23 protein-coding genes and 1 pseudogene are annotated in these 24,734 nt (G+C 54.2%); 9 read left to right on the plus strand and 15 right to left on the minus strand.

What is annotated here, in order from left to right; genetic code table 11:
- The first annotated feature begins 40 nt into the window (after positions 1 to 40).
- Positions 41 to 577 (plus strand): dihydrofolate reductase family protein, encoded by a 537-nt coding sequence (locus AC0XWG_RS18985; RefSeq protein ID WP_475680925.1) that lies wholly within the window; start codon positions 41 to 43, stop codon positions 575 to 577.
- Between the two features lie 170 nt (positions 578 to 747).
- Here the strand turns inward: AC0XWG_RS18985 and AC0XWG_RS18990 are convergent, their stop codons facing one another.
- Entirely contained in the window at positions 748 to 1,110 is a 363-nt protein-coding gene (locus AC0XWG_RS18990; protein WP_475680926.1) for a hypothetical protein, read from the minus strand.
- 243 nt (positions 1,111 to 1,353) lie between these two features.
- On the opposite strand from AC0XWG_RS18990, the pseudogene AC0XWG_RS18995 reads away from it, so the two are divergent.
- A pseudogene (locus AC0XWG_RS18995) lies at positions 1,354 to 1,578 on the plus strand (DUF2554 family protein); the annotation flags it as partial.
- A gap of 18 nt (positions 1,579 to 1,596) precedes the next feature.
- Here the strand turns inward: AC0XWG_RS18995 and AC0XWG_RS19000 are convergent.
- From AC0XWG_RS19000 to AC0XWG_RS19010, 3 genes are all read right to left on the minus strand, one after another.
- A protein-coding gene (locus tag AC0XWG_RS19000; RefSeq protein ID WP_223216367.1) for an IS1 family transposase occupies positions 1,597 to 2,294 on the minus strand; the annotation gives its coding sequence in 2 pieces (ribosomal slippage) (positions 1,597 to 2,045 and positions 2,045 to 2,294; 699 coding nt in all).
- A 67-nt stretch (positions 2,295 to 2,361) separates the two neighbouring features.
- The gene (locus tag AC0XWG_RS19005; RefSeq protein ID WP_028017445.1) at positions 2,362 to 4,326 is read right to left on the minus strand and encodes a peptidase U32 family protein; all 1,965 of its coding nucleotides are present in this window, start codon (positions 4,324 to 4,326) and stop codon (positions 2,362 to 2,364) included.
- An 80-nt stretch (positions 4,327 to 4,406) separates the two neighbouring features.
- Positions 4,407 to 4,934 (minus strand): helix-turn-helix domain-containing protein, encoded by a 528-nt coding sequence (locus AC0XWG_RS19010; protein WP_475680927.1) that lies wholly within the window; start codon positions 4,932 to 4,934, stop codon positions 4,407 to 4,409.
- A gap of 92 nt (positions 4,935 to 5,026) precedes the next feature.
- Here AC0XWG_RS19010 and AC0XWG_RS19015 point away from each other — a divergent pair, with 92 nt between their 5' ends.
- Positions 5,027 to 6,196, plus strand: coding sequence for a benzoate/H(+) symporter BenE family transporter (locus tag AC0XWG_RS19015; protein WP_475680928.1), 1,170 nt, complete (start codon positions 5,027 to 5,029; stop codon positions 6,194 to 6,196).
- On the opposite strand, the gene AC0XWG_RS19020 is transcribed toward AC0XWG_RS19015, so the two are convergent.
- Positions 6,176 to 7,048: a helix-turn-helix domain-containing protein gene (locus AC0XWG_RS19020; RefSeq protein ID WP_049007224.1), complete on the minus strand. Its 873-nt coding sequence runs from the start codon at positions 7,046 to 7,048 to the stop codon at positions 6,176 to 6,178. The two genes, AC0XWG_RS19015 and AC0XWG_RS19020, sit on opposite strands and share 21 nt — an antisense overlap.
- Positions 7,049 to 7,222: 174 nt before the next feature.
- On the opposite strand from AC0XWG_RS19020, the gene AC0XWG_RS19025 reads away from it, so the two are divergent.
- Positions 7,223 to 8,119: a DMT family transporter gene (locus AC0XWG_RS19025; RefSeq protein ID WP_028017449.1), complete on the plus strand. Its 897-nt coding sequence runs from the start codon at positions 7,223 to 7,225 to the stop codon at positions 8,117 to 8,119.
- A 35-nt stretch (positions 8,120 to 8,154) separates the two neighbouring features.
- On the opposite strand, the gene AC0XWG_RS19030 is transcribed toward AC0XWG_RS19025, so the two are convergent.
- Both AC0XWG_RS19030 and AC0XWG_RS19035 read right to left on the minus strand, forming a co-directional pair.
- The gene (locus AC0XWG_RS19030; protein ID WP_049007223.1) at positions 8,155 to 8,829 is read right to left on the minus strand and encodes a DUF3313 domain-containing protein; all 675 of its coding nucleotides are present in this window, start codon (positions 8,827 to 8,829) and stop codon (positions 8,155 to 8,157) included.
- Between the two features lie 135 nt (positions 8,830 to 8,964).
- A complete protein-coding gene (locus tag AC0XWG_RS19035; protein WP_128347749.1) occupies positions 8,965 to 10,560 on the minus strand; it encodes an ABC transporter substrate-binding protein in 1,596 nt (531 codons plus the stop codon).
- 111 nt (positions 10,561 to 10,671) lie between these two features.
- On the opposite strand from AC0XWG_RS19035, the gene pepT reads away from it, so the two are divergent.
- The gene (pepT, locus tag AC0XWG_RS19040; protein WP_128347750.1) at positions 10,672 to 11,901 is read left to right on the plus strand and encodes a peptidase T; all 1,230 of its coding nucleotides are present in this window, start codon (positions 10,672 to 10,674) and stop codon (positions 11,899 to 11,901) included.
- Here the strand turns inward: pepT and tehB are convergent.
- The gene (gene tehB / locus AC0XWG_RS19045) at positions 11,898 to 12,491 is read right to left on the minus strand and encodes a tellurite resistance methyltransferase TehB (RefSeq protein WP_128347776.1); all 594 of its coding nucleotides are present in this window, start codon (positions 12,489 to 12,491) and stop codon (positions 11,898 to 11,900) included. The two genes, pepT and tehB, sit on opposite strands and share 4 nt — an antisense overlap.
- Positions 12,492 to 12,626: 135 nt before the next feature.
- On the opposite strand from tehB, the gene ydcK reads away from it, so the two are divergent.
- Entirely contained in the window at positions 12,627 to 13,607 is a 981-nt protein-coding gene (ydcK, locus tag AC0XWG_RS19050) for a YdcK family protein (RefSeq protein WP_475680929.1), read from the plus strand.
- Here the strand turns inward: ydcK and rimL are convergent.
- The 4 genes from rimL to AC0XWG_RS19070 all read right to left on the minus strand — a co-directional run bounded on the left by rimL (position 13,602) and on the right by AC0XWG_RS19070 (position 18,047).
- Entirely contained in the window at positions 13,602 to 14,150 is a 549-nt protein-coding gene (gene rimL / locus AC0XWG_RS19055) for a 50S ribosomal protein L7/L12-serine acetyltransferase (protein WP_028017455.1), read from the minus strand. The genes ydcK and rimL overlap by 6 nt on opposite strands.
- Before the next feature lie 45 nt (positions 14,151 to 14,195).
- On the minus strand, positions 14,196 to 15,851 hold the full coding sequence (locus AC0XWG_RS19060; RefSeq protein WP_028017456.1) for a glucan biosynthesis protein D: 1,656 nt from the start codon (positions 15,849 to 15,851) through the stop codon (positions 14,196 to 14,198).
- Positions 15,852 to 16,093: 242 nt separating this feature from the next.
- On the minus strand, positions 16,094 to 16,867 hold the full coding sequence (locus AC0XWG_RS19065) for a transporter substrate-binding domain-containing protein (protein WP_049007271.1): 774 nt from the start codon (positions 16,865 to 16,867) through the stop codon (positions 16,094 to 16,096).
- 10 nt (positions 16,868 to 16,877) lie between these two features.
- On the minus strand, positions 16,878 to 18,047 hold the full coding sequence (locus tag AC0XWG_RS19070) for a pyridoxal phosphate-dependent aminotransferase (protein WP_049007272.1): 1,170 nt from the start codon (positions 18,045 to 18,047) through the stop codon (positions 16,878 to 16,880).
- Positions 18,048 to 18,161: 114 nt separating this feature from the next.
- Here AC0XWG_RS19070 and AC0XWG_RS19075 point away from each other — a divergent pair, with 114 nt between their 5' ends.
- Positions 18,162 to 19,004, plus strand: coding sequence for a LysR family transcriptional regulator (locus AC0XWG_RS19075; protein WP_257247183.1), 843 nt, complete (start codon positions 18,162 to 18,164; stop codon positions 19,002 to 19,004).
- Here the strand turns inward: AC0XWG_RS19075 and AC0XWG_RS19080 are convergent.
- The 3 genes from AC0XWG_RS19080 to AC0XWG_RS19090 form a co-directional block, all read right to left on the minus strand.
- The gene (locus AC0XWG_RS19080) at positions 18,991 to 20,496 is read right to left on the minus strand and encodes a carboxylesterase/lipase family protein (protein WP_128347754.1); all 1,506 of its coding nucleotides are present in this window, start codon (positions 20,494 to 20,496) and stop codon (positions 18,991 to 18,993) included. The genes AC0XWG_RS19075 and AC0XWG_RS19080 overlap by 14 nt on opposite strands.
- A 43-nt stretch (positions 20,497 to 20,539) precedes the next feature.
- The gene (hglS, locus tag AC0XWG_RS19085) at positions 20,540 to 21,883 is read right to left on the minus strand and encodes a 2-oxoadipate dioxygenase/decarboxylase HglS (protein ID WP_028017461.1); all 1,344 of its coding nucleotides are present in this window, start codon (positions 21,881 to 21,883) and stop codon (positions 20,540 to 20,542) included.
- A 203-nt stretch (positions 21,884 to 22,086) separates the two neighbouring features.
- Complete coding sequence (locus AC0XWG_RS19090) at positions 22,087 to 22,248, minus strand: hypothetical protein (protein WP_164881334.1); 162 nt, start codon at positions 22,246 to 22,248, stop codon at positions 22,087 to 22,089.
- On the opposite strand from AC0XWG_RS19090, the gene AC0XWG_RS19095 reads away from it, so the two are divergent.
- Together AC0XWG_RS19095 and cydB are read left to right on the plus strand one after the other, a co-directional pair.
- Positions 22,247 to 23,650, plus strand: a complete 1,404-nt coding sequence (locus AC0XWG_RS19095; protein ID WP_475680930.1) for a cytochrome ubiquinol oxidase subunit I — start codon at positions 22,247 to 22,249, stop codon at positions 23,648 to 23,650. The two genes, AC0XWG_RS19090 and AC0XWG_RS19095, sit on opposite strands and share 2 nt — an antisense overlap.
- Positions 23,650 to 24,660: a cytochrome d ubiquinol oxidase subunit II gene (gene cydB, locus AC0XWG_RS19100; RefSeq protein ID WP_028017463.1), complete on the plus strand. Its 1,011-nt coding sequence runs from the start codon at positions 23,650 to 23,652 to the stop codon at positions 24,658 to 24,660. The genes AC0XWG_RS19095 and cydB overlap by 1 nt, the downstream gene beginning before the upstream one ends.
- Positions 24,661 to 24,734: the final 74 nt, after the last annotated feature.

A 24,734-nucleotide genomic window follows, 5' to 3' on the forward strand; every position in this document is an offset into this window, starting at 1 on the left:
GGCATCACTCTTTTGGTTGTGTTGAAATACGGAGCACCTGATGATCACCACACACGTTTTTATCGCGGTCAGTCTTGATGGCTATATCGCCCGAGAGAATGACGATATCGACTGGCTTTTGCAGCGCGATGACCCGACAGAAGATCATGGCTATGAAGCGTTCATCGCGGACAAAGAGTGGATCGTAATGGGACGAGGGAGCTATGAGAAGGTATTGTCCTTTGACACATGGCCTTATGACCGGCCCGTGCTGGTACTCTCCCGACAGCTGGCGAATACTCCCGTGCCGGAGGCCCTGAAGGGCAAAGTACAGTTCTCTCATCGCACACCAACAGAGGTGCTCGATGACCTGGCGGCGCAGAACGTCCATCGCGTCTATCTCGATGGCGGACAGGTGATACAGTCGTTCCTGCGTGAAGGGCTGGTCGCGGATATGGTTATCACGACCGTCCCTGTTCTGCTTGGTTCAGGAAAGCCTTTGTTCGGAAGCCTGCCCCAGGATATTGATTTGACACTGGTATCAAGCCACAGCTTCCCTTCAGGTCTGGTGCAGTCGCACTATCGGCTGAAATCATAAACCGCGGCATACATCATGACGACATGTAAAAAAAAACCGCCATTATCTGGCGGTAAATGCTTGCATGGATAGATTTGTATTTTATGCTCTACGTCCCGACACTCCATGGCCGGGCAGCGGATCCATTACAACCTAACACCTTTTATCTTAACGAGAGGTAAACAGCCCTATTAACCCGCTTTGGTATTGATTTGCAAATAACGCATCAGCCCCTGTTCAGCGCTCAATTTTGCGTCATCATTCATTGCTTCCAGATAAAACGAACGCGCGACGCTATAAGGTGCTTTATCAGAAGGATACACGGCAAACTGAAATGTTTTTCCCCGCAACTGATTGGTGCAGTCTAATTCCCAATGTTGATCGTTCACTTTGGTGCTATTGCAGGCAACACGGCCATAATCTCTGGTTAAATATGAACCAACACGTGTTTGTGCGGACTTAATATATTCCGGTTCGTTGTCACCAGCGTAGTGAAACCCAGCAGCAGCCACAACAGCAGCCGCTACAATCCCAAACGTTATCATTTTTTTCATTAATCAGGACCCATTCCTTAGCCATAGACTTGCTATTATATAGGAATAATCTTTAAAGTAACTGTCCAGTTATGTACCAAAAATGGCGGCTTGCAATATATCAGATGATTTTTAAGATGTTTCCTGGCTGTCTTTTATTCCGACAATATTTGACATTCTCTTTGCGATAATTTGAACTTTTGAATAATAACACCATGAAATAACAGGCATGATATTCCTGCTCTGTCATTTCGCGGTGAACACATGATAAAAAAAGGGTTAACACTCATAATGCTGATTTGCGCCCTGTTTTCAGGCCAACTGATGGCCGGGCACAAAGGTCATGAGTATTTATGGGTAAAAAATGTTGGGCATCAGCTTCGGCATGAAGCTGACAGCGATGAGTTGCGAAGTGAAGCAGAAGAATCAGCGGAAGGTTTGCGCGAACACCACCTGTGGCAAAAATCGCGCAAACCGGATACACACTTTCGTGGTAATGACTCCAACTTACTGATAGTGTTTTATGTTCAGATAATGCCCGATGACCTTGTCATGCAGCTCCACCGATTTTGAGAACGACAGTGACTTCCGTCCCAGCCTTGCCAGATGTTGTCTCAGATTCAGGTTATGCCGCTCAATTCGCTGAGTGTAACGCTTGCTGATTACGTGCAGCTTTCCCTTCAGGCGGGATTCATACAGCGGCCAGCCATCCGTCATCCATACCACGACCTCAAAGGCCGACAGCAGGCTCAGAAGACGCTCCAGTGTGGCCAGAGTGCGTTCACCGAAGACGTGCGCCACAACCGTCCTCCGTATCCTGTCATACGCGTAAAACAGCCAGCGCTGACGTGATTTAGCACCGACGTAGCCCCACTGTTCGTCCATTTCCGCGCAGACGATGACGTCACTGCCCGGCTGTATGCGCGAGGTTACCGACTGCGGCCTGAGTTTTTTAAGTGACGTAAAATCGTGTTGAGGCCAACGCCCATAATGCGGGCGGTTGCCCGGCATCCAACACCATTCATGGCCATATCAATGATTTTCTGGTGCGTACCGGGTTGAGAAGCGGTGTAAGTGAACTGCAGTTGCCATGTTTTACGGCAGTGAGAGCAGAGATAGCGCTGATGTCCGGCAGTACTTTTACCGTTACGCACCACGCCTTCAGTAGCTGAGCAGGAGGGACAACTGATGGAGATGGAAGCCACGGGAGCACCTCAAAAACACCATCGTACACTAAATCAGTAAGTTGGCACCATTACCCACTTTCGTTAATTAATTACCTTTGCGTTTAGGCAGGGTTTTCATAAGTTCGTCCGGGCTTACTGAGGCTACGACACTCCCCGGCGCTGGCATTTTGAAAATATGGTTTTTCATCTTGCCAATTACATGCATTTCGCAAGGACGGCAGTCAAATTTCAAGGTAAGCACTTCGTCACCATTCACCAGTTGCATAGGTGTGGCCTTCCAGCTCTTGATGTTCCCTTTCGCCTGCTTAGGACACAGGTTAAACGCAAAACGGAGACAGTGCTTGGTGATCATCACCGGCACATCACCCTTCTCTTCATGTGCTTCATAGGCCGCGTCGATCAGCTGCACGCCGTGACGATGATAGAATTCACGTGCTTTATGGTTGTAGACGTTAGCCAGGAACGATAAATGCGTATCCGGGTAAACGGGCGCTGGAACAGCTTCAGCTTTACGGCTACCTCGCGGATAGTGAGCCAGACGAGCCGCATCGAGCATTTCCGAGGTTTCCCGACGGAACTGGTTAAGCAGGCTGTTCGGCACGAACAGTGCGTCCGACAGATTCACCTCAATATTACGCGCGTAGTAAATCGTCTGCCCCAGCTTCGCCACCCCCTCTTTCAGGTTGTTTAGCGCTTTGTCCGCATTGTTGGCGACCTCAAACTGGCCATCAAGCGTATGCGTCACGCTGATGCCGTCTTCGCAGGTCATGGTCAAAATCAGCTGCTCTTCCCAGCCTCCCAGTTCAATATCCACCGCGATGCGACGCTCGCTGGAGGTTTTCAGCAGCGCCTGCTGCCAGTTATGATCCAGGTTACGGTTTAGCGCCGCGTTCGGCCTTGCCTTATAGAGATCGGCAGGCATTTCATTCGGCCACACGCGATAGCGATTTTCTCCGGTTTTTTCAACCGTATTGGCACGGAATCCTACGACTTCACGCTTAATCATCACGTTCAGGCCATCGCCGTTCGCCAGCGGCTCCGTGACCTCCACGTCCAGATGATCCTTCGCCACTTTCAGAACTTCACCGACCGGCAAGCCGATAAATTTCGGCGAATCAAACGCGCCGATGTCACCTTTACGGGCGTTCACGAAATAGTCGGTACTGCCACGATGGAAGGTTTTATCGGTCGACGGAATAAAGAAATGTTCGGTACGACCGGCTGACGCGCGTGCCAGGTCACCACGATCTTCAATAATGGCATCCAGCATCTGACGATAGTGCGCGGTGATGTTCTTCACGTAGCTCATATCTTTATACCGCCCTTCAATCTTGAAGGAGCGCACGCCTGCATCAATCAGCGCACCGAGGTTGGCGGTCTGATCGTTATCCTTCATGGAAAGCAGATGTTTTTCAAACGCCACGACGCGCCCCTGATCGTCTTTCAGGGTATACGGCAGGCGACAAGCCTGAGAGCAATCGCCACGGTTAGCGCTGCGCCCGGTCTGGGCGTGAGAAATATTGCACTGGCCGGAATATGCTACGCACAACGCGCCGTGGATAAAGAATTCAATCGTCGCGTCTGTCGCCTGGTGAATATCACGGATCTGGTTCAGGTTCAGTTCACGCGCCAGAACGATCTGCGAAAAACCGACGTCGGAGAGGAATTTGGCTTTCTCAACGGTGCGGATATCGCACTGGGTGCTGGCGTGCAGTTCAATAGGTGGAATATCCAGCTCAAGAACGCCCATATCCTGGACAATCAGGGCATCGACCCCGGTCTGGTAGAGATCGGTGATCAGACGTTGCGCAGGTTCCAGTTCATCATCATGAAGAATGGTGTTCAGGGTCACGAACACTTTCGCCCCGAAACGGTGGGCGAACGGTACCAGTTCAGCAATATCCTGCAGACTGTTGCTGGCGTTATGGCGGGCACCAAAGCCTGGACCGCCAATGTAGACGGCATCTGCACCGTGAAGGATCGCTTCACGGGCAATGGCGGCGTCGCGGGCCGGGCTTAAAAGTTCAAGATGATGGGATTGCAGGCGCATACTTCGTCGTTATCCGTTATGGTCAAAATGGCGGCTATTGTAGTCAGAAGTATGCGACAGCGAAACAGTTTTGCGTAGCGTCAGCGGGGATAATGGATTAGGGAGTGAAAATGCACCGTCCGGTCGCTGCTGTTACGGTACGCGTGCGGTTTATCTCCGGCAAAACGGATGCCCGAATCGGCAGGAATTGTCTGCCACTCACCCTCCAGTTGCATCTCCAGCTCGCCGCTTATCACCACCACATGCTCAATCACACCCGTTTCATGGGGCGTTGACTCGCTTAGCGCGCCGGGTGCCAGGGAAATGGAGAAATGATCAAACTTCAGCGTCTCATCCCACGGGAACAGCGGTTTTACCACCATGGCCTGCTGCTGCGGGTCAAAAACAGCCTGCTTGTCCGCCTCTGGGGTGATAAAGGTGGAAAACGGTACGTTCAGCCCGGTGGCGATTTTCCACAATGTTGATACCGTCGGGCTGGATTCATTGCGCTCGATTTGCCCGAGCATCGCTTTTGAAACCCCCGTCTCTTCTGCCAGCTTCGACAAACTCCAGCCGCGATCCTGGCGCAGTGTTTTCAGTGTGGTTGCAAGATGTTGTGTGATGTCCATGTGCCCTCCTGGTGAGGATGAGCATACCACTTGTACGCTATAACGCACAGTGTTACCTTACCACGGACGCTATAACGCACAACGGAGTCTTCATGCGCGATTCTTCAACACACCTTGTTCCAGCTGTTCTGGCGGGTTTTGTCGCCGTCCTGGTCGGCTACGCCAGTTCTGCTGCCATCATCTGGCAGGCCGCAGCGGCAGCCGGCGCAAATGCGCAACAGATTGCGGGCTGGATGACGGCACTCGGGATTGGGATGGGAGTCAGCACGCTGGCGCTTTCCTGGTGGTATAAAGCGCCGGTACTCACCGCCTGGTCAACACCCGGTGCGGCGCTGCTCGCGACCAGCCTGCACGGTGTCACGCTGGCTGAAACGATCGGCGTGTTCATCTTTGCCAATGCGCTCATTTTACTCTGCGGCATCACCGGGCTATTCGCCCGGCTGATGAAGTTGATCCCCCATTCGCTTGCGGCTGCCATGCTGGCAGGGGTGCTTTTGCAGTTTGGGCTGCATGCGTTTGCCCATCTGGAGGGGCACTTTCTGCTGTGCGGCAGCATGATTGCCGCGTGGCTAATGGCAAAAGCGCTGGCCCCCCGCTATGCCATTGTGGTCACGCTTCTGGCAGGCGGCATCGTGGCCTGGGTAAATGGTGACGTTGTCACGGATAAATTCACCCTTTCCCTTGTTATGCCGGAGTTTATTGCGCCATCCTTCACCTTCACCAGCCTGGTGAGCGTGGGCATCCCTTTCTTCCTGGTGACCATGGCCTCTCAAAATGCCCCGGGATTCGCCACGATGAAAGCCTCCGGCTACCCGCTGGCGGTTTCGCCGCTCATCATCTTTACGGGCGGGCTGGCACTGCTGTTTTCGACCTTTGGCGTCTTTTCCATCTGTATCGCGGCGATTACCGCCGCCATTTGTCAGAGCCCGGATGCGCACCCGGATGCAGGTAAACGCTGGCTGGCAGCCATCGCGGCCGGGGGATTTTATCTGTTAGCCGGTATTTTCGGTGGTTCTATTACTGCAATCATGACGGCGCTACCGCTCAGTTGGATCCAGACGCTGGCGGGTCTGGCGTTACTCGGCACCATCAGCGGAAGTCTGTATCAGGCGCTGAATCACGAAGCGGAACGTGACGCAGCGATAGTCACATTCCTGATGACCGCGAGCGGTGTGACGCTCCTGGGCATTGGTTCGGCATTCTGGGGACTGGTTCTGGGCGGTGTGTGCTATGCCCTGTTATCACGCACTCGCCGCGCGTAGCTGAGAAGGCGTCATTCCCGTCACGCTGCGAAAGCGGTTACTGAAGTGGCTGGCGGAGTTAAACCCACAGGCAAGCGCGATGTCCGTCAGCGGCGTCGCCGTGTGTTGTACCAGCGCTTTCGCCTTTTCCATTCTGCGCTGCATCACGTACTGATGCGGCGCCAGCCCCGTCGACTGGCGGAACATGCGGGCAAAATGGTATTCGCTGAGGGAGGCCTGTGCAGCCAGTTCTGCCAGCGTCAGGGGCTGCCCCAGGTTCTCTTCGATAAAGGCCAGCACGTTACGCAACACGAACGGGGATAACCCGCCCGTGACGACCGGCAATTTCCACTGAACGTTCGAGTAGTTTTGCAGCAGATGCGTTAACAGCAGCGTAGAGGCCGTGCTCAGGGTGAGCTGGTTAGCGTGCTGCTGCCAGTCGCAGCCAAGTAAAAACTGACGGTACAACGCGGTTATCTTCGGGTCACTGCCGAAAATACGCTCGTCCAGGGTCAGCGAAAGTGGCCGCTTGTCCCAGATTTTTTCTCCCACGTCGCGCAGATGTTCATCGGTGCAGTAGAGATGCACAAACGACAGGTCATCCCGGATATCCCACGTTGATTCGCTCTCTTTGGGCATCAAACAGAAACGATCCGGACCACCGCCATTTTTCCAGCCGCCCGGCGTTTTTTGATAACTTTCGTAACCGTCAGCCACGTACAGGCTAAGGGTATGATGATTGCTTTTTACCGTTATCGTATCGTGCTTGTTGTACCACGCTGCCAGCTGAATACCCGAGTTCAACGAGACGGTTTCCCGCAGGACTGCATTCTGTTGGCGCAGCGTTTCAAAGGTATCGTAAGCGTGAGACATAACCGTTAGCGTGTTATTGATCAGAATATCAGTCTAAGAATTGTTGCCGCCGGTTGCCAGTCCCCATAAAAGAAAAAAGCGCAAGAATTTGCAAGTCTACCGCAAGGCAGTGCAAGCCCCTTGCGGCTCAGCGCGCCATACTGCCCACTTCCGTGGTTTGAGAAGAGAAAAAGTATGAACGCATTATTATACGGACTGGTGGTAATTATCTGGGGAACCACCTGGATTGCGATTTTCCTGCAGCAGGGTTCCGTGGCGGCCCCCGTATCCATTTTCTGGCGCTTCGCGGTTGCCAGCCTCACGATGATGGTGGTGTTACTCGCCCTGCGTAGACTGCGCAAACTGGCGCTGCGGGATCATCTGTTTTGCATACTTCAGGGATGCTGCGTTTTTTGCTTTAACTTCTGGTGCTTTTATACCGCGGCCTCGCACATCAACACCGGGCTGGAATCGGTGATTTTCTCAATGGCGGTGCTCTATAACGCCATTAACAGCTTTATTTTCTTCGGCCAACGCCCACCAGCGCGGTTCTGGACCGCTGCGGCTCTGGGGCTGATTGGCATTATCACCCTCTTTTGGGACGATCTTCTGGCCAGTGGCTGGAGCGCGTCACTCCTGACGGGTATTGGTCTCTCCGCACTCGGTACCTACGGTTTCTCGCTGGGCAATATGATCAGCATGCGCCATCAGCGCAAAGGCCTTGAAACTATGACTACCAACGCCTGGGCGATGCTGTATGGCACACTGGTGATGGGGTGCATTGCCCTTTTCAGAGGCGACAGTTTCACCCCGGAATGGACGGTGAGCTACATTGGCGCGCTGCTCTATCTGGCTTTGTTTGGTTCGGTGATTGCTTTCGGTGCTTACTTTACGCTGGTGGGACGTATTGGCCCTGGTAAAGCAGCCTACAGTACGCTGCTCTTCCCGCTGGTCGCCCTCTCCATCTCAACGGTTTATGAAGGTTACGTGTGGCATATTAACGGTATCGTCGGATTGTTGCTGATTCTGGGGGGGAATATGGTGATGTTTACTAAACCCGAAACCTGGATCAGGCGCTTACGAACAGCGTAAATAAATAAGGCCTGCGCAATGCAGGCCTTTCCTGGTTATTTCATGGTCTTTTTCACATCAAACATGGTGGCATCGGTCGCCATGTCATCAACAACCTGTTTCAGGGTTGCAAAGCCCATTGGGGTATTTTTGTTCGTCAGCTCTTTACCTTCGCCTTTACGAACCACTTTAATAACAGGTTTACCGGTTTTTGCATCAATCAACTCACCTTCAAAGTAAAGGTGGGTATCCATTGTGCGGTGACCGGTCGCCATTTGCGTACCTGCAACAACCAGTGCCACTGGCACCACTTCATAGAACTGCAAACCTTCTTGCTTAGAGGTTACACCGGTAATCGCACCACGGAAGATCAGGCTACGCGGCCCTGGTGTGGTAACGATCGGTTTACGCTGACCAATCGAGGTTTTCATTTTGTTGTTGGTATAACTCAGCAGCTCATCCAGTGTTTTTTGACCAATCTGCGTGGTTGGCTTTGGAGCCGGATAATAAGTAATCGGGTTCCAGACAATATTGTCATAATTAGCTTCGTTATATGACGGGTCAACCCAACGTAAGGTCGGTTTACCCGTTGCAGAAGTTGTTTCCTTTAAACCAGAATAGTCTTTTAAAAAGCCTGAGTATTGTTCGGGAGCGGCCACTTTTGATGAACAGCCCGCCAAAGCCAACAGACCAGTAAGCACTGCAACTTTTAAAAAAGTTTGAGTACGCATGATGGTTTTCCATGTTATCTGCAAGTATGCATTTGAAGTTATAGCAAAGGACTGGAGGGTTTGTTGTGACAAAAAATGATGTCGGGAGCACAAATTGCAAAAAGACTGCCCGGATGCGTGCCGGGCAGTGAAAAATTACTGATGTATATCCAGTTGCCAGAACAGATGCTTACCGAACGGGTCAATTTCATAACCCGTCACCTCTTTGCGCACCGGTTCAAAAATGGTTGAATGCGCAATCATCACCGCTGGCATCTGGTCATGCATCATCTGCTGAGCCTCTTTATACAGCGCCACACGTTTATCGTGGTCGGTTATTGATTTTGCCTCCGCAATAATTTTATCAAACGGCTTATAGCACCACTTCGCCGAGTTCGAACCGCCATTTGCAGAGGTGCAGGTAAATAGCGGACCAAAGAAGTTGTCCGGATCGCCCGTTGCGGTCGTCCAGCCCATCAGCGCAGCCTGATGCTCCCCGCCCTTCACGCGCTTGAGGTATTCACCCCATTCATAGGTGACAATGTGAGTTTGTACGCCCACTTTCGCCCAGTCGGCCTGAATCATTTCGGCCATACGTTTCGCATTCGGATTGTACGGACGCTGAACCGGCATTGCCCACAAATCAATGTTCACCCCGTTTGCAAAACCTGCTTCCTTCAGCAGCGCTTTTGCCTTTTCCGGATCGTAATCGTAATCCTTAAGTTCACTGTCGGCGCTCCATACCCCTGGCGGCAGCAGGTTCTTCGCGGCGGTCCCCGTGCCATGGAACACCGCGTCAATAATGGCTGATTTGTTGATGGCGATGGCCAGCGCCTGGCGAACCTTCACGTTATCCAGCGGTGGCTTTTGGGTGTTAAACGCCAGAAAACCAGTGTTCAGCCCTGCCTTGCTCATCAGGTTGATGTCTTTGTTCGCCTTCATACGCGGCAGATCGGCTGGGTTCGGGAACGGCATCACCTGACATTCGTTCTTTTCGATTTTGGCAAAACGTACTGAAGCATCCGGCGTGATGGTAAACACCAGTCGATCGAGTTTCGATTTACCCTGCCAGTATTCTGCAAACGCGGTGAAAAGAATGCGGGAGTCCTTCTGATACTGTGTGAGCTTAAACGGCCCGGTGCCAATCGGCTCCATATCCACCTTCTGTGGTGTCCCCGCTTTCAGCATCGCGTCGGCATACTCCGCAGAGAGGATCGAGGCAAAATACCATGCCAGATCCGCGACAAACGGCGCCTCCGGGTGTGCCAGCGTAAAGCGCACGGTGTGATCATCGACTTTATCAATGGCGGTTATCAGACTGCCAAACTCCAGACTTTCGAAATTGGAATAGCTGCCGTTAGAGACGTTATGGTAAGGATGATTCACATCTTTCTGCCGCATAAACGAGAAGATGACGTCATCGGCGTTAAAGTCCCGGGTCGGTGTGAACAATTTATTGCTCTGGAATTTCACCCCCTTGCGCAGATGGAAGGTATAGACTTTACCGTCGTCGCTGACCTCCCAGCTCTCTGCCAGACTGGGTACCAGCTCCGTGGTGCCAGGTTTGAAATCGACCAGCCGGTTATAAACAGGTACGGCACTGGCATCCACGCTGGTGCCCGACGTGTATAACTGAGGATTAAAGTTTTCCGGCGATCCTTCGGAACAATACACTAGCGTTTTCGCAGCGACAGTGGAACTGACGGTGAGCGCCGCAAGAGCAAGCGTTAAGATTGTGAGTTTGCTTTTCATCATTTATTCCTGTCTTTTTAATTCGACGGCTAATTAATTCTTTTGCCATTTCATAAATAACATTAAAGTGAAGTGGCAAACACCTGAAAAATAAATAAGGAATAAATCACTATGGGCTCGCCACTTTCCAGACAATTAACGCACCGCTTTTTTCGCTATCTCTCCATCACCAGCCAGAGCGATGCCAGAGTAAAAACGCTGCCCTCTACGCCAGGCCAACACAACATGGCGCGGGAGCTTGCTCAGGAGCTGGCACAGCTGGGGTTAGACGACATTGTGATTGATGAATTCGCCACGGTGACCGCGGTGAAAAAAGGTAACGTCGCCGGTGCGCCGCGTATTGGTTTTATTACCCATATTGATACCGTCGACGTGGGATTATCACCGGATATTCATCCGCAGATATTAACATTTACAGGTGAAGACCTCTGCCTGAATAAAGACAAAGACATTTGGTTACGCGTAAAAGAGCATCCGGAAATTCTGGCCTATCCGGATGAGGAGATTATTTTCAGTGACGGAACCAGCGTTTTGGGCGCAGACAATAAATCAGCCGTTACCGTAGTCATGACCGTGCTGGAAAACCTGACCGCGGAGCATCAACACGGCGACATTGTGGTCGCATTTGTCCCGGATGAAGAAATTGGCCTGTGCGGCGCGAAGGCGCTCGATCTGAAACGCTTCGATGTTGATTTTGCCTGGACCATTGACTGCTGCGAGCTGGGTGAAATTGTCTACGAGAATTTTAATGCGGCAGCCGCGGAAATCCGCTTTACGGGCGTGACGGCACACCCCATGTCCGCCAAAGGCGTGCTGGTGAACCCCCTGCTGATGGCGACCGATTACATCAACCATTTTGACCGCCAGCAAACGCCCGAGTGTACCGAAGGTCGTGAGGGCTATATCTGGTTTAACGGTATTCAGGCGGGGCAAAACGAGGCTATCCTCAAAGCGAATATCCGCGATTTTGACAAGGACAGCTTTGCCGCCCGCAAGCAGCAGATTGCCGACGTTGCCTCGCTGATAGCCGCCCAACATCCAACGGCCAACGTGGACTATCGCATTGAAGATACCTACAGCAATATCAGCAATGCGATTGGCGAAGACAGGCGCGCTATCGACCTGATGTTTGAAGCGATGGAATCGCTCGGCATCACGCCGAAACCGACGCCGATGCGCGGCGGCACAGACGGTGCGGCACTCTCGGCAAAAGGGCTACTTACGCCAAACTTCTTCACCGGCGCGCATAACTTCCACTCGAAGTTTGAATTTCTGCCGCTGTCGTCGTTCGAGGCCTCTTACCAGACAGCCCTGCAACTCTGCCTGCTGGCCGCCCGTTAAGTGGGCTTACGCGCCAGCATGGTGGCAAAGCGCAGCTTAATGCGATTGCCGTTTTCATCGGTGCGGTGCAGTTCACCAACGTCTTCGTTGTATTTGAGCAACTCCCAGCCTTCATAGTAGTTGCTCAGTTCACCGCTTTTGAATGCAAACGGGAAACCAACGGTACACGGGTAGTCCACCGTATCCATGGCGGCGACAATCAGGTTGTGACCGCCTGGTGTAGTGCAGCGCTGCATATTGGCGATAAGACCGGGGATGGTATTTGCATCCAGGAACATCAGCACTACGGTGGACAAAATAAAATCATATTCGCCGTCGAAACTCAGGGTGTTGAGATCTTTTATCGCCGTGTGGAGGTTGTCGATCCCTTCTTCCGCCTTGATGCGCTCGATATTATCAATGCTCATCGGGTTTTTATCCCAGGCCGTCACCTCGTGACCGTTAGCAGCAAGGTAGAGACTGTTACGGCCATTGCCACACCCCAGATCCAGCGTTTTACCCGGTTTAACCCTTTCTGCACTGAACAGCACCTCGGAATGCGTTCGGGTTAAGCCATATTTCTCTGTGAAGTAATTCTCATCGACGGTCATTATTTTTTCCTGATCCTGCATAAATTTAAAGTGCATTTTGAATGCCATTTTAAGGCGTTTACCGTCTGGTTGCCAACCGTTCGAAAACCGAAATATTTGCTACGTTTAGTTAAGACGGTTATCAGAGAGAGCAAGATGAACAAATATCGCCTGAGCGACGATACACGCCTTTGGCAATGGAAAAATGGCGAAACAACCCACTCGACCACATTACGGCAGATTATCGCCACGGCAGAGTTTAACGACGTGACGATAGGTACGAAAGGTGGATGGATTGACGATGAGCGCGCCCTCGCACAAGACGGTGACTGTTGGATCTACGACGAAAACAGCGTGGTGTTCGCCGGTGCCACCGTATCCGGCAACGCGCGGCTTACCCTGCCTTGCATCATTAGCCACGAAGCGCATATCAGCGGCAATTGCTGGCTGGACGAGGCTGAAGTCAGCCATGGAGCCCGAATAAGTGACAACGTCACCATTCAGCACTCCTGTGTTCGGGGTGAATGTCATATTTATGGCAATGCCCGCGTGCTTCACAACAGCGTCGTTATTGCCGCAAAAGGCCTGACGCCGGACCATGAACAGATCCTGCAAATCTACGATAACGCGACGGTGAGCCAGTCACGCATTGTTCATCAGGCGCAAATCTACGGCGATGCGATGGTGAATGATGCCTTTGTTGAGCACCGCGCCGAAATATTCGACAACGCAATCCTTCAAGGCAACGATCTCAATAACGTCTGGGTGTGCGACTGCGCAAAGGTCTATGGCAACGCCCGCGTGATTGCCGGTTTTGACGACGATGCCATTCCGACGGTGCGCTACAGCTCTCAGGTCGCGGAGGATGCGGTGGTAGAAGGAAACTGCATCATTAAACACCACGTTCTGATTGGGGGACAGGCATGGCTACGCGGTGGGCCGATCATGCTGGATGATAAAGTCGTAATTCAGGGACGGGCGAGGATCAGCGGCGATGTGCTGATTGAGCACCGGGTTGAAATCACCGACGATGCGGTGATTGAAGCGTTTGCCGGTGAGAATATTCATCTGCGCGGCGAGAAGGTCATTAATGGCAACCAGCGCATTACCCGCACGCCCCTGCTGGGCGCGCTATAGCGTATAAATCTTGCCGTAGATGTTCACATCGTCGAAATGACCATTGAGGAATTCCGCTTCCCGCAGGCAACCTTCCAGCGTAAAACCGTTGCGCAGGGCAACATTGTTGCTGTGTTGATTCGCGACCCGACACTTAATCACAAAACGACGGATTTCACCGCGTTCAGCGTAGTAACGCATAAACGCCTGCAATGACTGAGAGAGGATCCCCTGCCCTTGATGCGCTTCATCCAGCCAGTAGCCGATGTACCCGGCTTTGTTGGCCGGTTCAATCGTGTTAAACGACAGCACGCCGACCAGCCCATCATCCTTAAAGATCAAAAACATTTTGGCGTAGCCGCGCTGGTGCAGCATCTGGTTACTCTGCACGTTACGGCGGGTATCTTCTTCGCTGCCCACGTGCTGCGCCCAGTCAAAGGCGGTTTGCAGAAAAGCTCTGTTTTTGACGACGAGGTTGTGCAGTTCGGCGGCGTAGCGCTCTTCAACGGCGCGCAGTTCGACGGTGTCAGACACCGGGATAATTTCGGATTGTGCTGCGGTCATGACCCCTCACACTAACCCTCTCCCAACGGGAGAGGGTATCAATCGTTAACGCATTACCCGGTCGTCAACGTACTGACGTTTATCCGGTGCTGGCGGGAAATACTGGTACAGCCAGGTTTCACTGATGGCATCCCCCTGGCAGCGCAGGAACAAACGCATGTCCACTGGTTCGGTCGAATCCGATGTTGGATACCAGTCAAACAGAATGCGATAGCCGTCAAACGGTTCAACGTAAAGGATCTCAACCTGCTTCGCTTCACCGCTGGAGAGCGTAATGACCGGCTCGATGCCTTTTGGTGCAGCCGCTTTCAGGTCGCCACCGACAAAGTCGATAGCGAAGCGACGGGCCCACACTTTCGGGTAATTTTCGCCGGGTGCCCACCCTTCCGGGAAGCCACCCATACCGGTGCGGGTCGCGAAGACCGTTGCCAGCGGAGAACGCACTGGCGGCATGGCGCTCCAGTAGAGGCGATATTTGAAGTCCAGCTCGTCGCCCGCTTTGACCGCTTTTTCTGGCTGCCAGAAGCAGACGACGTTATCCAGCGTTTCACCCGTAGTCGGGATCTCCATCAGGCCAACTGAGCCTTTGCCCCAGTCATTGCGCGGCTCAACCCACAGACTTGGGCGTTTGTTATACCAGCCCATCACGTCCTGATAGTGCGAGAAATCGCGATCAAGTTGCAGCAGGCCGAACCCTTTCGGATTCTTGTCCATATAGGCATTGAACTGCAGCTTCTGCGGGTTGTTCAGCGGACGACAGATCCACTCCCCGTTGCCGCGCCACATGGCCAGGCGGTCGGAGTCATGAATTTGCGGGTGAATGGTGTCACACATGCGGCGTTCGTTATTACCGCAGCTGAACATGCTGGTCATCGGTGCGATGCCGAGTTGCTTAATGTCTTTACGCGCATAGAGGTGGTTTTCCACCTCCATAATCACCTGGCTCTTCTCGCAGTGGATCACGAATTTATAAGCACCAGTGATGCTTGGGCTGTCCAGCAGCGTATAAACGGTAAAAGTGGTGTCGCCAGGTTTGACGGTTTCAAACCAGAACGAGGTGAAATCCGGGAACTCTTCCGGCGTGTCGGTAAAGGTATCCACCGCCAGACCACGTGCGGAAAGACCATATTGGTAGGTGTCATCAACCGCACGGAAATAGCTCGCACCGAGGAAAGAGACGATATCGCGACGCGCCAGTTCAGGGGCTTTAAACGCACGGAAGCCCGCAAAGCCGAGATCGCTTTGCCCTTCCAGCTGTTTGGTATCCACACCCGTTTCACCATAGCTGAACAGCTCCGGACGGAAGTGGATCTCGCGCGCCATAGAAGTAGACTGGTCGAGCGAGAACATCCGCACGCGGCGACGGAAACCCATTCCCATATGGAAGAACTGCACGTCCAGTTGACGCCCTTCAATGTTATTCCACAGAGACTGCTTTTCATCGTAGCGGATGGCGTTGTACGCCTGCGGTGTCATGGTGGCCAGCGTGTCCGGCAGCGGGCGCGGCGCACCACCCCACGGGGTTTTCGCCAGGTCATGCGCCATGGATTGCAGTACGGAGAAATCAAAACGACGGCTCTGGCCGTCAGCAATGTCAGAGTCAGCAGCGTATGCCGCTTTGGAAAACAGAGAAGCAAGGCCAGATGTGCCGCTCAGGGCTGCCACTGCCAGCGAGCCTTTTAGAAAACGTCTGCGATTCATGCCTGGAAAAACGTCCTTATGGTCGTGTGAATGTGTTTCGCGCTCGGCGAAATGACGGCAAGAAAGAACGCACAGCCTAAACAAAAATGGTTAAGAATCCAATTGTTGGCCGGTGATTATATGAACAAAGTGTGAAATATTTTCTGTCGACCAGAACGGCCCGAAAGTGGTGTAAAGAAAGCCTGGAGAATGTGTAGAAAAATGCCCCGGCGCGACATCGTTCGCCGGGGCCAATGAGGCGGTTATTTTACGCTGACATCGATACCCGGGAAGTACTTATCAGCGAGTTTAGCGATCGTGCCGTCGGCACGTACTTTATCAATCGCGGCATCAAGTTGCTTTTTGGTGGCCTCGTCACCTTTACGCAACCCAAAACCGATCCCACTGCCGAGGATAGTGTCGTCAGACACCGGTTTGCCGATGAAGCCAAACCCTTTCCCCTGCGGCTTGCTGAGGAAACCTGCCTGCCCGGCCGCTGACATGACCAGCGAGGCGTCGATCCGACCATTCAGCAGATCGCCCCAGGCCATATTCTGATCTTTATAAGACACCACGGTGACACCCTGCTTTTCCCAGTGCTCTTTCGCATAGGTTTCCTGAATGGATCCCTGCAGCACACCGATGGTTTTTCCCTTCAGCCCTTCGGGAGTCGCCTCTACCGCCGTTCCGGCCTTACCGACCAGCTGCGACGGAATACGGTAGATCGGTTGGGTAAAATCAATACTCTTGCGGCGCTGTTCGGTGATATTCATCGCCGAGTTGATCGCGTCGAATTTCTTCGCCACCAGCCCCGGAATCAACGCATCAAACGAGGTTTCAACCCAGGTGCACTTCAGCGCTGCGGCTTTACAAATGGCATTCCCCAGCTCAACGTCAAACCCTTCCAGTTCGCCCGCCGCATTACGGCTCTCAAACGGCGGATATTCCGCTTCCAGACCGTAACGCAGCTCGGTAGCCGCGAAGGAAGAAAAGGTACACAGCAATCCCATGCCGACAACTAACGCGCGTAATTTCATCCAATACTCCTCAGCGTGGTTTAACCCGACACAGGGCCTGGGCACCTGCCCGTAACGTCGCCTCATCTTTCGCAAAAGAGAGACGAATCAATTTATTATCCGTACCGTCCGCATAAAACGCCGACAGCGGAATGGTGGCAACACCGTACTCAACGATCAGCCGTTTCACCAGCTCGCTATCACGCTCATCGCTAAACTGGCTGTAGTCCGCCAGCATGAAGAACGACCCGGCACTCGGCAACAGGGTAAACGGCGAATCCTCAAGCAGGCTTTGCAGCAGATCGCGCTTACGCTGGTAAAACGCCGACAGCGACAGCCAGGTTTGCGGGTCGACCATATGTTCAGCAAAGGCATGCTGCATTGGCGTATCGGCAGAAAACATTAAAAATTGATGGACTTTACAAATCTCGTCCATCAGTACCGCCGGAGCAACACAGTAACCCACACGCCATCCGGTAACGTGATAGGTTTTTCCGAAAGAAGAGATAATCACGCTACGTTCCGCCAGCTGCGGGTGTGTAGCCATCCCGTGGTGCGGTTCACCATCAAAAACGACGTGTTCGTACACTTCGTCAGACAAAATAATGATATCGGTATTGCGCGTCAGCGCCGCCAGCTGCTGCAGATCATTAGCTGAGAAAACCTGACCGCTCGGGTTGTGCGGGGTATTGATGATAATCATACGCGTACGCGGGGTGATCGCGGCACGCACTTCATCCCAGTTGACGGCAAAATCCGGCACCGTGAGTTTGATGGCGACCGGGGTTGCCCCCTGCAGGCGGACAATTGGCGCATAGCTGTCAAATGACGGTTCAAAATAGATCACCTCATCGCCCGGGTGCACCAGCCCGCTGATTGCCGAATAAAGTCCTTCGCTGGCGCTGGCGGTGACCAGCACCTCGCTACCTGGGTCATACTGCGTGCCGTAGAGGGTGGCAATTTTATCGGCAATTCGTTCTTTGAGCGGCTGCAGACCGGTCATCGCTGCATACTGGTTATGCCCTGCCTCCATTGCGCGGGTGACGCCCGCAATCAGCTTCGGGTCGCAGGAAAAGTTCGGTGCGCCCTGAGAAAGGTTAATCGCGTTATGCTGCGCCGAGAGCTGGCCGATAACGGTAAAAATGGTGGTACCCACATCAGGCAGTTTAGAGCGTGTTTGCACCGGCGTTCGTAAAGTCATCCTCTTTCCCTTCTCATGGACATTGCATAACTATTCAAACAACAAGTGAGTTGTCGGGACAATCGAATTGTTGTCATAATAGCCATGAGAAAAATGCATAACTGAGGTGTTTATATGTCGCGCCGTTCGCTCCCGCTCAATGCCATCGACGCATTTTTAGTCACCGCGCGTCACCTGAACCTCACCCACGCCGCCGCTGAGCTTTGCCTGACACAGGGGGCAGTGAGCCGCAAGATCGCTTCCCTTGAAGCGTGGTTTGGCTTTCCGCTATTTGAGCGTCATGCGCGTGGGTTGCGGCTGTCACCGCAGGGAAGTGCCCTGTTGCCTGAACTGCAATCGTCTTTTGAGCAATTGCTGACGGTGGCCGACCAGGCCCGCAGCCAGCAAACCGTCATCCGCTTAAAAGCCCCCACCTGCGCCATGCGCTGGCTGGTCCCCCGCCTGCTGGAGGTGGAGCGTGAACAGCCGGATCTGCAAATTGCGTTGACCACCACCACCGATCACAACGTGAATTTCAAAACCGAATCTTACGACGCGGCCATCGTGTTCGGCACGCACATGAGTGCCGGCGACCTGCTGTTTGAAGAGGCGTTAACCCCGGTGCTTAGCCCTATGCGCGCGAGTGCCGCACTGGGTTCGTTGACATTTCTTCACCCCACAAGGGATAAGACAGACTGGTCATTGTGGCTGGCAAAACAGGAAGGCCCGGGCTTTGTTATGCACAAAAATCAACACTTCGATACGATGGATCTCGCCATTACGGCGGCCATTCAGGGGCTGGGCGTCGCCATTGCCGACGAAACGCTGGTAGAAGAAGATGTCCGTGCCGGAAGGCTAACGCGGCCCTATGAGACAAGTATAAAAACCGGCGCGAGCTACCGCCTGGTGCTGCGCGAAACGCCTGGCGAAGAAAATGGGCTGGCGGCGTTTCGCGCTTGTTTGCTTAGTCGAGGCTGACGTGATGTTTCATCACCCGCTTGAAGAGACTCATGCGGGCACGCATAAAGCGGTTTTCAAGCCTGAAACCTGCATGTTTATTCAATCCAATACGTAACAGAACGTCCCTCCCTTTGCGACATGCTGGCCAGTGCGTGGGGCCCGGCAGAATGTCGCGCCTCCCGGCGTCACGCGCGAAACTTACCCAATAATCGGCCACCTGGGCAGCAAACTGGAGATCGCGTGCATTAACATACTGACGCGACGGTTCTACCTGACGAAGCGTATCGAACACATAGGGAACTTCATTGCCATGCCAGGCGCCGTTGATGTATGTGTCATGTTCTGCTTCCGCGACATAGTCGAACCAGTAACGCCAGCACAATCCGCCGATGCGCTGTTGAGCCTGCATCACTACGTAGCCCATCGTGGTGAACGCCATATCGCGGCACACCTGTCGGCCCAGCTCTTCGTCCCCTTTGACGCCAGGATAGAGCAGCTTAATCAGCCCCAGACCAAAGCGACGTTCGCGGCGCAGTTTCTGGATTTGCCCGGCAAGATCGATACCAAACACCGCCATCACGCTGGCTTCATCGCTGTTTGAGCCAATCATCACCGGCACAGGATGTTGTCGGGCGGCAAAGAAGACATCGAGCATCGCTTCCGGCAGCACGCAATCCCCGACGATGGGTGCCGGGGCAATGTTCAGCGGTGCGGTTAATGGCCAGAACGCGTCGGGCGGAATAGCGCGTAGCTCCTCGGCTGTCGCATTCTCCAGGCCAAAATGGGCGGCCAGCGCTTCCCCCTTCTGCAGTGCCTGCTCGCGCGGCGTGTCAGGTAAGGTGTAACCGCTTTGTACAATCGCCTTATGGAACAATCCTTCTGCCAATGGCGAGGCCAGCAGCGAAAGCACGCTGCGCGCGCCCGCGGATTCGCCAAACAGGGTCACGTTAGCAGGGTCGCCGCCAAACGCAGCAATGTTATCCCGCACCCATTCGAGCGCGGCGATCTGGTCCAGCAGGGCAAAATTATGCACAACGCGATATTCTTCGCCCTCCAGTGCAGGATGTGCAAAGAAGCCAAGATGACCGAGGCGATAGTTGATCGTGACTACAACCACACCGCGCATTGCCAGCGCTTTGCCGTTATAGGGCGGCAGCCCCCCGGCACCAATGGTAAACCCGCCGCCGTGCAGCCAGACCATCACCGGAAGCGATTCCGCGCGCTCTTTGGGAGACCAGACGTTGAGATAGAGACAATCTTCAGAAAACTGGCCCGGATCGCCGCCGCCTAGCTCCTGACAATACTCGCTGCTTTGCCAGCTTGAGGCCGAAAAGGTGGTGGCTTCGCGAAGTCCATCCCACGGTTCAGGCCGCCGCGGGGAACGCCAGCGCCACTCGCCCACGGGCGGTGCGGCGTAGGGAATACCGCACCAGACATGGACATTTTCATCGGTTAAACCAGACAGTGCGCCGCAGCGCGTTTCAACCACAGGGGCGGAAGGATTTTGCATAACGACCTTAATTTTTCCATCACACCCCAGCAGAGTAACGGTTTCAGAGCAAACCGCAACGCTGTTTGCTTCGTACTTCAGCCTCCTGATAGAGCGTAAACTCGTCATACACCGGGCAGCCCAGCGCCGCTTCAAAGGCATCGCGGCTGGCATTTCCGTGGCTGCGCGCCTGGGTTTCGTTCCCAAGATTGGACTGGAATATCCCGGCAGCGCTGACCGGCAGGAAATCTTCGTAGGTAATCGGCTGAGCGACCACCCACCCACGTTCGATCAGCGGCTGCGGATCGTCTCCGGGACGAAACGCGTGGCGATGCGCTTCCCCCGCAGGCGTCAGACGATAGCGGAAATAGGCCAGCTCCTGACGACGCATTAGCATTTCGCTGTCCGGGAAAGCGTTAAAGATCTCCCGCAAATGCAGCTGGTGGGTCAGGTTATCTTTACCGGTACCGGCCTGTGCAAGCAGGCTGTCGTACAGTTCACGGCCTTTTGGCGTCAGCGCCACCCCGCGCTGTTCAATTTCGCCAAACCGCGCGGTATGTGTGCCTTTATGTTCTCCGGCAAACAGCACTGGTTCTTCAAGCGCCTTAAAGCTGGTCTGTCGTAAGAGCACAGGCACTTCGCGACGAGGAGGTCCTTCGATCAGCACTTTTGGTTCTATACCATACTTCGGCATCAGCTCCTGCACCCGGTCGATATCCAGGGTACGCGGCGTGAGGTGGTTAATGTGGCAGCCCGGGAAGCAAACCACATCGGCAATCAGCCGGTGTTCGTTGTGCAGGGCCAGATAGGTTTCCTGATCGACCGTCGCATGACGATGCCAGCGGAAGGTTTCCAGCGCTTCCTGCACAAATTCGTGCGCCTGTGCGTCAGTAAACTGCCCTTCCGACTCATGGAGCTCGATCAGCGCCAGACAGCGTGGGGTAAAGATGTTCCGGTGAGACAGGATCTCCGCCGCGCGTTCACGCAGCGCAACGTTTTCAATCAGCTCAAGACGCAGCAGCGAGGTAAAGATACGAAACGGATTACGGCACAGCGCCGCATCGTCTATCGGACGAAACGCCGTGGAGTGGACCGGCACCCCCGCCTGAGAGAGATCGTAATAGCTGACCGGGTACATGCCCATGATGGCAAACATACGACGCAGGGTTGATAGTTCCTGTGCCGTGCCGACGCGGATCGCCCCGTGGCGCTCCACGTTCAGGCGCGCCAGTTCATCGGCATTAGCCAGTTGTTCATGTAATAGCGGGTTATTTTCCAGAACCGCCAGGTTTACGTCTGCGACCAGTTCGAGCAAAGTGCCGTATTGCGGAACTTCCTGCTGGTACATCGCCGACATAGCCTGCGAAAAGCGTTCCCGAATGTCATCAGCCGTGATGGTGTTCGCCATGATGTCATGCCTCCAGTGAATATTACCTGGAGTGTAGAGAAACCCGTTCCTTCCTGGGGGAAGAATTTCTGATTTGTGATCTTAAGACGACAGTGGTCAAACCGTGTGCTACTGGCCCCCTGAACAACCCCAAACGGAACCATTATTTTATCCTCACACTGTCTCCAGACGAGGATTATGCCAACAGGGTCTACACTCTATCTTTAGGTAAAGAGGTTCGCGGAAGTTGGCACGGCGATCCGCATTCCGACCTGCTCACCGTGGCCGATTGCGGCACCGGTATCAAAAACCGTAATCGGTTTTGCCTGGTAGCAAAAAGCAGCCCGGCGATGCGCGTGCCCCATCGTTTCAGAGGTACGGACCATGTTCGCACTTGATGCATTCCATTTAGCAAGAATTCAGTTCGCTTTTACCGTCTCGTTCCACATCCTGTTTCCTGCGATCACCATCGGGCTCGCCAGCTATCTGGTGGTGCTGGAGGGCATGTGGCTGCGCACCAAAAACGACGTCTGGCGATCGCTGTACCATTTCTGGCTCAAGATATTTGCCGTTAACTTCGGGATGGGCGTCGTTTCCGGCCTGGTCATGGCGTATCAGTTTGGCACCAACTGGAGCGGCTTCTCACAGTTCGCCGGCAGTATAACCGGCCCACTCCTGACCTATGAGGTGTTAACCGCCTTCTTCCTGGAAGCCGGTTTCCTTGGCGTCATGATGTTCGGCTGGAATAAGGTCGGTCCGGGTCTGCACTTCTTTTCAACCTGCATGGTGGCGCTCGGCACGCTGATGTCGACCTTCTGGATCCTCGCCTCCAACAGCTGGATGCATACCCCGCAGGGTTTCACTATCGAGAACGGGCAGGTTATCCCGCAGGACTGGCTGGCGATTGTCTTTAACCCCTCCTTCCCTTACCGCCTTATTCATATGGCTATCGCCGCCTTTTTGAGCAGCGCGCTGTTTGTCGGGGCATCGGGCGCATGGCATCTGCTGCGCGGTAACGATACCCCCGCCGTTCGCACCATGTTTTCGATGGCGATGTGGATGGCGCTGGTGGTCGCGCCCATTCAGGCGGTGGTGGGCGATATGCACGGCCTGAACACGCTTGAGCATCAGCCGGCCAAAATTGCCGCCATTGAGGGGCACTGGGAAAATCCTCCCGGCGAGGCTACCCCGCTGCTGCTGTTTGGCCTGCCGGATATGGACGAGGAGCGCACCAAATACGGTCTGGAAATCCCCGCGCTCGGCAGCCTTATCCTGACGCACAGCCTGGATAAGCAGGTCCCGGCGCTGAAAGACTTTCCGAAAGAAGATCGCCCAAACTCGACCATCGTTTTCTGGTCGTTCCGCGTTATGGTCGGGATGGGACTGCTGATGATTACCCTTGGTCTTATCAGCGTCTGGCTGCGCTATCGCCATCGACTTTACCACTCGCGTCCGTTCCACTGGTTTGCCCTCTGCATGGGGCCTGCCGGGCTGCTGGCGCTGCTCGCCGGATGGGTAACCACCGAAGTGGGACGTCAGCCGTGGGTGGTCTATGGCTACCTTCGCACCATCGACGCGGTATCGCTGCACAGCACCTTGCAGATGAGCATCAGCCTGCTGGCGTTCTTCGTCGTCTACTCGTCGGTGTTTGGCGTAGGCTATCTCTATCTCATCCGGCTGATTAAGAAAGGTCCTCAGCCCGTCGATACGCTGACGTCAAACACCTCGGGCACGCCTGCCCGTCCGCTGTCTGCCGCTGAGTCTGTTCCGGAAGAGGAGAAAATCTGATGGGTGTCGATATCTCAGTGATTTGGTTTGCCATCATCGTGTTTGCCACGCTGATGTACATCATTATGGATGGCTTCGATCTGGGCATTGGCCTGCTGTTCAACTTCGTGGGCGATGCCAGAGAGCGCGATGTGATGGTCAACAGCGTGGCGCCCGTCTGGGACGGTAACGAGACCTGGCTGGTACTCGGCGGCGCGGGGCTCTTCGGCGCATTTCCGCTGGCCTATGCGGTCATTATTGATGCGCTGACGATCCCCCTCACCGCGATGCTGATCGGCCTCATTTTTCGCGGCGTCGCCTTTGAGTTCCGCTTCAAAGCCACCCCCTCACACCGCAAGTTCTGGGACTACTCCTTTGCTGGCGGCTCCCTGCTCGCCACCTTCAGCCAGGGCGTGGTGGTGGGGGCGATGATAAACGGCTTCGACGTGGAGGGACGGCGGTTTGTTGGCTCGGCGCTGGACTGGCTCACACCCTTTAACCTCTTCTGCGGCATCGGTCTGGTCGTCGCCTACACGCTGCTGGGCACAACCTGGCTCATTATGAAAAGCGAAGGCGCGTTGCAGGTCCGTATGCGCGAGCTGACCCGCCACGTGCTGCTGGCGCTGATAGTGGTAATTGCGGTGGTGAGCGTCTGGACGCCGCTCGGCTGGCAGTACGTGGCCGACCGCTGGTTTACCCTACCCAACTTCTTCTGGTTCCTGCCGGTTCCTCTACTGGTCGGGATCTTCAGCGTGTTGATCTGGCGCCTGACCCGCAATCCGACCAGCCACGCGCGCCCTTTTCTGCTGACGCTGGGACTTATTTTCCTCGGGTTTAGCGGACTGGGCATCAGCCTCTGGCCGAACATTATTCCGCCGCGTATCACCCTGTGGGAGGCCGCGGCCCCGCCTGCCAGCCAGCTGTTTATGCTGGTCGGGACATTACTGATTATTCCGGTGATCCTGGTGTACACCGCCTGGAGCTACTACGTCTTCCGGGGCAAGGTTTCGGATACCGAAGGCTATCACTGAGGAACGCCATGACGGCGGACTGTTGTCGCGAAAAAGAATGTTTCTCTGTCCGCCTGTCATTTCTCGAAAGGAAT

The organism is Enterobacter sp. DVT3837 (genome assembly GCF_056238685.1).

Bases quoted from the DNA above. Each gene is read 5' to 3' on its own strand.
- AC0XWG_RS18985 (WP_475680925.1), top strand. From the start codon at position 41: ATGATCACCACACACGTTTTTATCGCGGTCAGTCTTGATGGCTATATC.
- AC0XWG_RS18990 (WP_475680926.1), bottom strand. From the start codon at position 1,110: ATGAAAAAAATGATAACGTTTGGGATTGTAGCGGCTGCTGTTGTGGCT.
- AC0XWG_RS19005 (WP_028017445.1), bottom strand. From the start codon at position 4,326: ATGCGCCTGCAATCCCATCATCTTGAACTTTTAAGCCCGGCCCGCGAC.
- AC0XWG_RS19010 (WP_475680927.1), bottom strand. From the start codon at position 4,934: ATGGACATCACACAACATCTTGCAACCACACTGAAAACACTGCGCCAG.
- AC0XWG_RS19015 (WP_475680928.1), top strand. From the start codon at position 5,027: ATGCGCGATTCTTCAACACACCTTGTTCCAGCTGTTCTGGCGGGTTTT.
- AC0XWG_RS19020 (WP_049007224.1), bottom strand. From the start codon at position 7,048: ATGTCTCACGCTTACGATACCTTTGAAACGCTGCGCCAACAGAATGCA.
- AC0XWG_RS19025 (WP_028017449.1), top strand. From the start codon at position 7,223: ATGAACGCATTATTATACGGACTGGTGGTAATTATCTGGGGAACCACC.
- AC0XWG_RS19030 (WP_049007223.1), bottom strand. From the start codon at position 8,829: ATGCGTACTCAAACTTTTTTAAAAGTTGCAGTGCTTACTGGTCTGTTG.
- AC0XWG_RS19035 (WP_128347749.1), bottom strand. From the start codon at position 10,560: ATGAAAAGCAAACTCACAATCTTAACGCTTGCTCTTGCGGCGCTCACC.
- pepT (WP_128347750.1), top strand. From the start codon at position 10,672: ATGGGCTCGCCACTTTCCAGACAATTAACGCACCGCTTTTTTCGCTAT.
- tehB (WP_128347776.1), bottom strand. From the start codon at position 12,491: ATGACCGTCGATGAGAATTACTTCACAGAGAAATATGGCTTAACCCGA.
- ydcK (WP_475680929.1), top strand. From the start codon at position 12,627: ATGAACAAATATCGCCTGAGCGACGATACACGCCTTTGGCAATGGAAA.
- rimL (WP_028017455.1), bottom strand. From the start codon at position 14,150: ATGACCGCAGCACAATCCGAAATTATCCCGGTGTCTGACACCGTCGAA.
- AC0XWG_RS19060 (WP_028017456.1), bottom strand. From the start codon at position 15,851: ATGAATCGCAGACGTTTTCTAAAAGGCTCGCTGGCAGTGGCAGCCCTG.
- AC0XWG_RS19065 (WP_049007271.1), bottom strand. From the start codon at position 16,867: ATGAAATTACGCGCGTTAGTTGTCGGCATGGGATTGCTGTGTACCTTT.
- AC0XWG_RS19070 (WP_049007272.1), bottom strand. From the start codon at position 18,047: ATGACTTTACGAACGCCGGTGCAAACACGCTCTAAACTGCCTGATGTG.
- AC0XWG_RS19075 (WP_257247183.1), top strand. From the start codon at position 18,162: ATGTCGCGCCGTTCGCTCCCGCTCAATGCCATCGACGCATTTTTAGTC.
- AC0XWG_RS19080 (WP_128347754.1), bottom strand. From the start codon at position 20,496: ATGCAAAATCCTTCCGCCCCTGTGGTTGAAACGCGCTGCGGCGCACTG.
- hglS (WP_028017461.1), bottom strand. From the start codon at position 21,883: ATGGCGAACACCATCACGGCTGATGACATTCGGGAACGCTTTTCGCAG.
- AC0XWG_RS19095 (WP_475680930.1), top strand. From the start codon at position 22,247: ATGTTCGCACTTGATGCATTCCATTTAGCAAGAATTCAGTTCGCTTTT.
- AC0XWG_RS19090 (WP_164881334.1), bottom strand. From the start codon at position 22,248: ATGGTCCGTACCTCTGAAACGATGGGGCACGCGCATCGCCGGGCTGCT.
- cydB (WP_028017463.1), top strand. From the start codon at position 23,650: ATGGGTGTCGATATCTCAGTGATTTGGTTTGCCATCATCGTGTTTGCC.